This window comes from Kitasatospora sp. NPDC043950, from assembly GCF_056435345.1.
Genome location: NZ_JBWKER010000006.1, coordinates 71,734 through 81,306 on the forward strand (window position 1 = coordinate 71,734; position 9,573 = coordinate 81,306).

General features: G+C 72.4%; 10 protein-coding genes. 9 read left to right on the top strand and 1 reads right to left on the bottom strand.

All coding sequences use genetic code 11. The annotated features are described in order from the left end of the window. The first annotated feature begins 6 nt into the window (after positions 1-6). The 5 genes from AC07BF_RS06060 to AC07BF_RS06080 all read left to right on the top strand — a co-directional run bounded on the left by AC07BF_RS06060 (position 7) and on the right by AC07BF_RS06080 (position 4,568). On the top strand, positions 7-384 hold the full coding sequence (locus AC07BF_RS06060; protein WP_363629226.1) for a hypothetical protein: 378 nt from the start codon (positions 7-9) through the stop codon (positions 382-384). A gap of 402 nt (positions 385-786) precedes the next feature. Next, entirely contained in the window at positions 787-1,860 is a 1,074-nt protein-coding gene (locus AC07BF_RS06065; RefSeq protein WP_478316468.1) for a methyltransferase domain-containing protein, read from the top strand. Between the two features lie 107 nt (positions 1,861-1,967). Further along, positions 1,968-2,669, top strand: coding sequence for a hypothetical protein (locus AC07BF_RS06070; RefSeq protein WP_363586343.1), 702 nt, complete (start codon positions 1,968-1,970; stop codon positions 2,667-2,669). A gap of 59 nt (positions 2,670-2,728) precedes the next feature. After that, positions 2,729-3,307 (top strand): NADAR family protein, encoded by a 579-nt coding sequence (locus tag AC07BF_RS06075; protein WP_400985162.1) that lies wholly within the window; start codon positions 2,729-2,731, stop codon positions 3,305-3,307. A 172-nt stretch (positions 3,308-3,479) separates the two neighbouring features. Next, positions 3,480-4,568 (top strand): hypothetical protein, encoded by a 1,089-nt coding sequence (locus tag AC07BF_RS06080; RefSeq protein WP_478333031.1) that lies wholly within the window; start codon positions 3,480-3,482, stop codon positions 4,566-4,568. 104 nt (positions 4,569-4,672) lie between these two features. On the opposite strand, the gene AC07BF_RS06085 is transcribed toward AC07BF_RS06080, so the two are convergent. Beyond that, on the bottom strand, positions 4,673-6,055 hold the full coding sequence (locus AC07BF_RS06085; protein ID WP_030233601.1) for a glycine--tRNA ligase: 1,383 nt from the start codon (positions 6,053-6,055) through the stop codon (positions 4,673-4,675). A gap of 191 nt (positions 6,056-6,246) precedes the next feature. Between AC07BF_RS06085 and AC07BF_RS06090 the strand changes: the two genes are divergently transcribed. The 4 genes from AC07BF_RS06090 to AC07BF_RS06105 are packed head-to-tail and all read left to right on the top strand — an operon-like array spanning position 6,247 to position 9,457. Next, positions 6,247-7,239, top strand: coding sequence for a metal ABC transporter substrate-binding protein (locus tag AC07BF_RS06090; protein ID WP_363629219.1), 993 nt, complete (start codon positions 6,247-6,249; stop codon positions 7,237-7,239). 15 nt (positions 7,240-7,254) lie between these two features. Next, entirely contained in the window at positions 7,255-8,019 is a 765-nt protein-coding gene (locus tag AC07BF_RS06095; protein ID WP_350878204.1) for a metal ABC transporter ATP-binding protein, read from the top strand. After that, complete coding sequence (locus tag AC07BF_RS06100; protein ID WP_363586346.1) at positions 8,016-9,011, top strand: metal ABC transporter permease; 996 nt, start codon at positions 8,016-8,018, stop codon at positions 9,009-9,011. Before AC07BF_RS06095 ends, AC07BF_RS06100 begins: the two co-directional genes overlap by 4 nt. Before the next feature lie 35 nt (positions 9,012-9,046). After that, positions 9,047-9,457, top strand: a complete 411-nt coding sequence (locus tag AC07BF_RS06105) for a Fur family transcriptional regulator (RefSeq protein ID WP_350878206.1) — start codon at positions 9,047-9,049, stop codon at positions 9,455-9,457. Positions 9,458-9,573: the final 116 nt, after the last annotated feature.

A 9,573-nucleotide genomic window follows, 5' to 3' on the forward strand; every position in this document is an offset into this window, starting at 1 on the left:
AACGCCATGGCTTCCATGCTCAGAAAAATCACCGCCGAGGACCGCCGCGAGGCCGCCGACGCCCTCGACGACCTCAAGGCGACCCTCGCCTACGCCGGTACCCAACTCCCCTCCCCCGGAATCGACTGGGCTTGCGCCTCCGTCACCGGCATCGTCCTGATCGACCTCGGCGCCGCCCCGACCTCCGTAGTCGTCCAGATCGTCGACGTGCTCCGCGCCGGCGTCCGCGCCCGTCGCGAGCAGGCCGACCAGCAGCCGTGGCACCCCTCCGTCGGTGCGACCGTCACGCTCAACGCGCCGGGCGGCGTGCCCCTCGCCGCCAAAGTCGTGGGTGCGAACGGGAAGTTGGTCACCGTGCGGCTCGACAGCTGGCTCACCCCGTGACGGCCGCCACCCCCACCGCCCCCGACGCCGCTCTCGTCCACGACAGCCGCACCGGGCGACTCGGCGTCGTCATGGACCTCGTCGCCGGCCTCCTCCACCTCCGCCCTCCCCATGGCGGCGTCGAGTGGACGGCCCGACCCGAGGACATCGGCCCGCCGCCCCCGCAGAACTCGTGGCGCTACCGACCCGCCCCCACCCCGCCCTGGTCGCCGCCGCAGCGTTCTCCATCGCGACCGGGGCGGGCGCAGGGGCACTCGCCTCCCGCCCGCTTCGCCACAGCGACCCCGGCATGGCGAACCTCTTCTTCCTCCTCGTACTCTGCGTTGTCACCGTGCTGGTCAACTCCGCACTCAGCAAGGCGATCCAGCACAGACGTACACACCCGCCCCAGGAGGGAGAACCGTGACCCCGGACACCGCAGCCGCGCGCCGAACACTCGCCGACCGGCTTGAGGCGGACGGCGCCCTGACCAGCCCGGCACTGCGCGCCGCCGTGGAGGCCGTGCCCCGGGAGCCGTTCCTGCGGCCCGGGGTGTTCGTGTCCACCGGTAGGCGCCGCTGGCGGCCGGTGACCGAGCGCGGCGCCGATCCGGCGGAGTGGGTCGAGCTCGCGCACAGCAATCGGTCGCTGGTCACCCAGCTCAACGGGCATCTGACCGCCGACCAGGTCTCCGCGCCCGTCCGGGGCTTCCCCACCGCCTCCACCACCGCCCCGGCCGCCACCGTCCGCATGATCGACGCCCTGGGCGCCGAGGACGGGCACACCGTGCTGGAGATCGGCGCCGGCACGGGCTACTCGACGGCCCTGCTCCGCCACCTCCTCGGCGAGCGCAACGTCACCACCGCCGAGGGCGACCCCGAGGTCACGCACGACCGGGTGATCGCCACCCACGCGGTGCGCCGCATCCCCCACACCTGGGTGCGGCAGACCAAACCCGGCGGCACGATCCTGGCCACGGTCGGCACCTGGCCCGAGGGCGCCGGCCTGGCCAAGGTCACCGTCCACGCGGACGGCACCGCCGACGGCCGGATCATCGGCCGCTCCGCCCTCCCTCCCGTCCGGCCCGATCGCCCGGTGCCCCCGGTCGGCAACCTCACGGCCCGGGCGGCAACCACCGAGCCGAAGCGACTGGCGCACGTCTCCCCCACCCTCCTCAACAACCCGGCGCCGGCCATTCTCGCCCAACTCTCCTTCCCAGACGCCAAGTTCACCGTCTCAATCGGGGAGGATCTGGAGTCGATCTACTGCCTGTCCATCCCCGGATCCGTCGCCGAGGTCGCCGACGACACCTACGGCTGGACGGTCCACCAGAGCGGCCCGGTCGCCCTGTGGGACGAGGTCGAGCGCATCCTCACCGCCTGGCAGGAGGCCGGCCGCCCCGACCTCACCGCCGTCCGCCTGCGGATCACCGACCGGGCGACCCACTACTGGGTCGACGGCCACCCCGCCCTCCGCTGGGAGCACACCACTACCTGACGGCTCGACAGAACACTTCCGGGAATGGGGTGATCTCGGGACGACAGGGCCAACCGATGGAATGCTGTGGCTCGGTCCGACCACCGCAACCACCCGGGGAGTCACCCATGCCACTGTTCGGCAGCCGCAAGAACCTTCCGAGGCCGCTGTGCGACGAGCACGGCCCGTGCCAGGCGCTCGCGACGATCTCGGTCTTCGAGGTCCGGGACCGGCTGCGGCTCCTGATCACCAGGAGCCGCGGCCTGGGGCCCGATCCGATGGCGCGGCAGATCGACGACGAGCTGTCGGTCGTCCTCTGCGTGGACGCCGGCAAGCGGGCCGGCAAGACCGAGGCCCTGTCGATAGCCGAACACGCCGCCGACCAGTGGAGCATCAGCCGGGCCGAGCTGTGGGAGCGGGCCTTCGCGAACCTGGCCACCGAGCAACTCAACCGGCAGGTCTTCGACGCGTCCAACGGCGACACCATCCACACCGTCAACGGCATGGGGGCCTGGCCCGGAGCCGCCCACGCGCTGCGCCTGGAGAACGCCCTGGGAGGGGGCGTCGAGCTGCCCAACGGGGCCCTGGTCGCCCTGCCGACGAACAACGCGCTCTGCGCCGTGCCGATCCGCACCAGCCTGTCGCTGAACGCCATCCGCTTCCTGATCGACCTGTCGAAGGAGCTCGCGGCCGGCGACCCGGCCCCGCTGACCCCGTCGCTCTTCTGGTACCGGGACGGCTGGATCGAGAACCTCAACGTCGGCTCGGACGGCATGATGCGCGTGTCGCCCCGCTTCCGGGACATGGCGAACGCGCTGCCCGTCAACTGACCCGACCGGCCACCGAAAACCCGCTGGCCCGACGGCCCCCTTTGCGTCAGAATGACGATATGAGCGAGATGCGCGTGGGGACCTCTGCCGACGTCCGTAGCCGGGTGGAGCTGGCGGCACTGATGGCCACCGGGGTGCGGCCGAAGTGGCTGATGTTCTGGGGGCACACCGAACGGAAGGGCGGGGGGACGCGGCAGGAGTGCCTGAGCCAGTGGTGGCCCGGGGAGTTCACCGTCGACGGGGTGGCGTACGCGTCCGCCGAGCACTGGATGATGGCGGGGAAGGCCCGGATGTTCGGGGACGAGGCCATCGAGCAGCAGGTGCTGGCGGCCCGCACGCCGGCCGAGGCGAAGAAGCTGGGGCGGCTGGTCAAGGGGTTCGACGACGCGGCCTGGACGGCCGGCCGGTTCGAGCTGGTCGTCGAGGGGAACGTCGCGAAGTTCGGCCAGGACGAGGCGCTGCGCGCCTACCTGCTGGGCACCGGCGACCGCGTCCTGGTCGAGGCCAGCCCGGTGGACCGGATCTGGGGCATCGGGCTCGCGGCCGACGACATCCGCGCGGAACGGCCCGACGAGTGGCAGGGGTTGAACCTGCTCGGCTTCGCCCTGATGGAGGCGCGGGCACGGCTGGCCGCATGAGGGCGGTCGGCCCGCCGCGGAGCGCGACCGGCGCACTTCTCGCAACGACCGCCGTCTGCGCGCTCCTTGACACCAGTCGCGCACGACTGGACGCGCTCCCTTAACTCCCCCGCCATATAGCGACGCCAGGATGTCCCGCAGTCAGGGGAGAGATGGACGGGGTGGGGCGATCATGCGCATGCGGCCGACGGCACAATCCGCGGGCCAGGACCCGGAGGGCGAGCAACAGGCGTACGAACTCCGGTCGGAGCTGGACGAGTTACTGCGCGCGAGCCGCTACGCGAGCCAGCGGGAGCGGCGGTTGAACGAGGCGATCCGGGCGGCGCCGGGCCGCCAGCGGCCGGACGGGGACTTGCTGCGGCAGCTGGCGCAGGCGCGCGCCCTGCGCGAGGGCCTGGGCGCCCGCTGCCTCCAACTGAGCGATCGACTGGAGGCGTTGGAGAACCGACTGCGGAACCGACAGCCGGAGCCGCAACCGGCCCAGGCCCCGCCGCCCCAGGACCGACCCGCCCGACCCGCCCGACCCGACATCGGCGCCCTCGCCGAGCGGGTGGCGGCCCTGCACCGCGCCGGCGCCTTCGCCGAGGCGACGGAGCTGCTGTCCCGGGCGGCCACCGGCCTCGATCCGGCGGACGCCGCGCTGCTGGCCGGCATGCTCTCCCGACGCGGCCCGACGGGCGCGTCCCTGCACCTGGCCAGGAGCGCCGCGCAGTGCGTCCCCGAGCAGGCGGTGGCGATGCTGGCGGAGTTGCGCGAGCTGGGGCTGGCGGAGGAGGCGGCGGAACTGTTCCACGCGTTCTGGGGCTATCCGGCGTCGGCCCTGCCCGCCCTGCTGGCCGCGCTGGAGCGGGCCGGGCAGGGCGCGGACGGCGCGACGCTGCTGTGGGAATGGGGTTCGGCACCGACGCCGGAGCTGACGGCGCTGGCGACCGGCCTGCGCCGCACGGGCCGGCACGCCGACGTGCGGACGCTGCTGCGCCAGGCGGCCGGCCAGCCGACGGCGGAGCTGGCCGCGCTGGCGACGGAGCTGCCGGCCGAGCTCGCGACCGTCCTGCTGCACGAGCTGGCGGCGCTGCGCCCACCGGTGGAGCTGGTCAAGCTGGCGGCCGCGTTGGACACCAGCCCGGAGCTGTACGGGCGGTTGCTCGCCGCGCTGCTCGCCGACGGCGCCCGGCACCGGACGACGCTGGCCGCCCTGCGCAGCGCCGGCCTGCCGACCGAACCGGCCGCGGCCCCCCGTTCCCGCTGGGGCAGACGGTAAGCGCAGACGGTGAGCGGAGGGCGGGAACGGCGGGAACACGCGGGAGCCCCCGCCCGCCCCGGACGGACCGGGGCGAACGAGGGCTCCAGAAGAGCTGAGCAGGCTCAGCAGCCGATCAGCCGCGCACCCAGGTACGCCTTGACCTGGTCGAGCGAGACGCGCTCCTGCGACATGGTGTCGCGGTCGCGGACGGTCACCGCGTTGTCCTCGAGGGTGTCGAAGTCGACGGTGACGCAGAACGGCGTGCCGATCTCGTCCTGACGGCGGTAGCGCTTGCCGATGGCGCCGGCGTCGTCGAACTCGACGTTCCACGCGGTGCGCAGGTCGGCGGCGAGGCCACGGGCCTTCGGGGAGAGGTCGGCGTTGCGCGACAGCGGCAGGACGGCGACCTTGACCGGGGCCAGGCGCGGGTCGAGCCGCATGCCGACGCGCTTCTCCATGACGCCCTTGGCGTTGGGCGCCTCGTCCTCGAAGTAGGCGTCGATCAGGAAGGCCAGCATGGCGCGGTTGAGGCCGGCCGCCGGCTCGATGACGTACGGGAAGTACCGCTCGCCGCTCTCCTGGTCGAAGTACTTGAGGTCCTGGCCGGACGCCTCGCTGTGCACCCGCAGGTCGTAGTCGGTGCGGTTGGCGACGCCCTCCAGCTCGGAGAACTCGCTGCCGCCGAAGTTGAAGCGGTACTCGATGTCCACCGTGCGCTTGGCGTAGTGGGAGAGCTTCTCCTTCGGGTGCTCGAAGAAGCGCATGTTCTCGGTGCGCAGGCCCAGGCCGACGTACCAGTCCCAGCGCTGCTGGAGCCAGTACTCGTGCCACTGCTCGTCCTCGCCCGGCTTGACGAAGAACTCCATCTCCATCTGCTCGAACTCGCGAGTGCGGAAGATGAAGTTGCCGGGGGTGATCTCGTTGCGGAAGCTCTTGCCGGTCTGGGCGATGCCGAACGGCGGCTTCTTGCGCGACGTGGTCTGGACGGCCTTGAAGTTGGTGAAGATGCCCTGGGCGGTCTCGGGCCGCAGGAAGGCCAGGCCGCTGGCCTCCTCGGTGACGCCGAGGTGGGTCTTCAGCATGCCCGAGAAGTCCTTGGGCTCGGTGAACTGGCCCTTGGTGCCGCAGTCGGGGCAGTTGACGTCCTTGAGGCCGTTCGGCGGCGGGAAGCCGTGCTTGGCCTCGTACTTCTCCTCCAGGTGGTCGGCCCGGTGGCGCTTGTGGCAGGAGAGGCACTCGGTCAGCGGGTCGTTGAAGGTGGCGACGTGGCCGGAGGCCTCCCACACCTCGCGCGCGAGGATCACCGACGAGTCGAGTCCCACGACGTCCTCACGGGCCTGGACCATCGCGCGCCACCACTGGCGCTTGATGTTCTCCTTGAGTTCGACGCCCAGCGGCCCGTAGTCCCAGGCGGCACGCGTGCCGCCGTAGATCTCGCTGCAGGGGTAGACGAAGCCACGGCGCTTGCTCAGGCTGACGATCGTGTCGATCTTGTCGGCGGCCACAGTGCTCTCTTCAGTACGTACGGCACGGTCAGGGCACGGCTGGTTGCGCGTACCCGAATACCTCAGGTTACCGGCCATATGGGTACGGGGTTCAAATCGGTATCGTCCGGCCCCTCCCAGCCACGGCTACCTGCCGTTCACCCGTCCGAGTGAGTTGACAATCATTTCCAGATAAGATGAGAATGATTGTCATGATGATCGGACGACGTACCCGCAGCTCCATAGCCATCGCCGCCACCGCCCTCACCGCCTCCCTCGTCCTGACCGCCTGCGGTGGCAGCAGCAGCGCCCAGAGCGCCGACGGCAAGCTGAAGGTCGTCGCCTCCTTCTACCCGATGGAGTACCTGGCCCAGCAGATCGGCAAGGAGCATGTCGCGGTCACCGACCTCACCGCGGCCGGCGTCGAGCCGCACGACCTGGAGCTCACCGCCAAGCAGGTCGCCACCGTCCAGAAGTCCGACGCGATCATCTACCTCAAGGGCCTCCAGCCCACCGTCGACCAGGCCGTCGGCCAGTCCTCGGCCAAGTACAAGATCGACGCCACCGCCGCCAGCCCGCTGGTCGACCACCACCTCGACGAGGGCACCGAGGCCGACGGCCACCAGCACGACGGCCCGGCCGGCGACCCGCACATCTGGCTCGACCCGACCCGCTACGCGGCGATCGCCAAGAGCGTCGGCGACGGGTTCGCCAAGGCCGACCCGGCCCACGCCGACGACTACCGCAAGAACACCGACGACCTGGTCGGTCGGCTGACGGCGCTGGACCAGGAGTTCCGGGACGGCCTGAAGGACGCCAAGTCCAAGACCTTCGTCACCAGCCACGCCGCCTTCGGCTACCTCGCCGACCACTACGGCCTCACCCAGGTCGCCATCAACGGCGTCGACCCCGAGTCCGAGCCCACCCCGGCCCGCCTCGCCGAGGTGCAGAAGGCCGCCAAGGACAACGGCGTCACCACGATCTTCTTCGAGACCCTGGTCAGCCCCAAGCTCGCCGACACCGTCGCCAAGGACCTCGGCCTCAAGACCGCCGTACTGGACCCGCTGGAGGGCGTCAAGGACCCGGGCAAGGAGGACTACCTCTCGGTCATGAAGCAGAACCTGGCCAACCTCCAGGCCGCCCTCGGCGCCACCCCCGCCGCGACCGGCACCACTCCCACCACGACCGGCACCCCCACCAGCTGACGGGACGACAGCACCATGACCCACCCGATACCCCCGGCCGTCCGCCTCCGCGACGCCGTCGCCTCGCGCGGCGGTCGGCCGGTGCTGCGCGGCGTCGACCTCACCGTCCAGCCCGGCGAGGTGGTCGCCCTGCTCGGCGCCAACGGCTCCGGCAAGTCCACCACCGTCAAGGCCGTGATCGGCTCCGTCCCGCTGGGGCAGGGCACGCTGGAGCTGTTCGGCATCCCGTACGCCGGCTTCCGCGCCTGGCACCGGATCGGGTACGTCCCGCAGCGCACCACCGCCGCCTCCGGCGTGCCGGCCACCGTGCGCGAAGTGGTCTCCACCGGGCGGCTGCCGCAGCACCGGCTGCTGCCGTTCCGCCGCCGGGACCGCGCGGCGGTGGACCGCGCGCTGGCCGCCGTCGGCATGCTGGAGCGGGCCGGGGACGGCGTCGCCGACCTGTCCGGCGGCCAGCAGCAGCGGGTGCTGATCGCCCGCGCCCTGGTCGGCACCCCCGACCTGCTGATCATGGACGAGCCGATGGCCGGCGTGGACGCCGCCAGCCAGCAGGTGCTCGCCGACACCCTGCGCGCCGAGGTCGCCCGCGGCGCCGCCGTCCTCCTCGTGCTGCACGAACTCGGGCCGCTGGAACCGCTGATCGACCGCGCCGTGGTGCTGCGGGACGGCTGCGTCGCGCACGACGGCCCGCCCGTGCCCAACACCGGCCTGCACGCGCTGCCCGGCCACGACCACGTCCACCCGCACGCCGACCACACCCCGCCGAGGCTGCTGGCATGACCGAGATGCTCTCCTACGACTTCATGCAGCGCGCCCTGCTCGCCGCCGTCCTGGTCGGGATCACCGCACCGGCCGTCGGCATCTACCTGGTGCAGCGCCGGCAGGCCCTGATGGGCGACGGCATGGGACACGTCGCGATGACCGGCGTCGGCCTCGGCTTCATCTTCCAGACCAGCCCGGTCTGGATGGCCGTGCTGGTCTGCGTGCTCGGCGCCGTCACGATGGAACTGGTCCGCTCGCGCGGCAACCAGCGCGGCGACATCGCCCTGGCGATGCTCTTCTACGGCGGCATGGCCTGCGGCAAGCTGCTCGTCTCGCTCTCCGCCCAGGCCGGCGCCGGCTCGCTGGAGAGCTACCTGTGGGGCTCCATCCTCACCGTCGCCCCGACCGACCTGATCACCATCGCGGTGCTCGGCGCGGTGGTCGTCGCGGTCACCGTCGGCCTGCGCCGACAGCTCTTCGCGATCTGCCAGGACGAGGACTTCGCCCGGGTCACCGGCCTGCCGGTGCGCACGCTCAACCTGCTGCTCGCGGTGATGGCCGCCGTCACCGTCACCGTCGCGATGCGGGTGGTCGGGCTGCTGCTGGTCAGTGCCCTGATGGTGGTCCCGGTGGTCGCCGCCCAGCAGCTCACCCGGTCGTTCGCCGCCACCCAGGCGGCCTCGATCGCGCTCGGCGTGGTGGTCTCGCTGGCCGGCGTCACCGGCTCCTACCACCTCAACGTGCCCTCCGGCCCGGCCATCGTGCTGCTCGCCATCGCGGTCTTCGCGGTGTTCAGCCTGCTCGCCGCGCCGCTCGCCCGGCGGCGCCACCGCAGGGGCGTCGCGGACCCCGGACCGAAGGTCTGCGACGTCGCCCTGCCGGAACAGTTCCCGGGTCAACTCCCGGAAGAATTCCCGGGGCAGTCCCCGGGACAGATCCCGGGGCAACTCCCGGGCCGCGGTTCCTCCGACGCGATCACTCCGGAGCGGGGGGCGGGGCTGGCACAATGAGGTGCGAGACGCCCACCACCCCAGGAGGACCCACGGTGACCACCGCAGGCCCGTCGCCGCGCGCCCGCTCGACCCGGCAACGTGCCGCCGTCTCGGCGGCCCTGGACGAGATCGAGGACTTCCGCAGCGCGCAGGAGCTCCACGACATGCTCAAGCACCGCGGGGACTCCGTCGGTCTGACCACGGTCTATCGCACCCTCCAGTCGCTCGCCGACGCCGGCGAGGTGGACGTGCTGCGCACCGCCGACGGCGAGGCCGTCTACCGCCGGTGCAGCAGCGGGCACCACCACCACCTGGTGTGCCGGCACTGCGGCGCCACCGTCGAGGTGGAGGGCCCGGCGGTGGAGCGCTGGGCCAACGCGGTCGCCGCGGAGCACGGGTTCAGCGACATCGCGCACACCCTGGAGATCTTCGGCACCTGCGCGGAGTGCGCCAAGAAGGCCTGAGCAGCGGAGCGGGGGGGGGGGGGGGGGGGGGGGGGGGGGGGGGGGGGGGGGGGGGGGGGGGGGGGGTGGTGGTGGGGGGGGGGGGGAGGGGGGGGGGGGGGGGGGGGGGAGGGGGC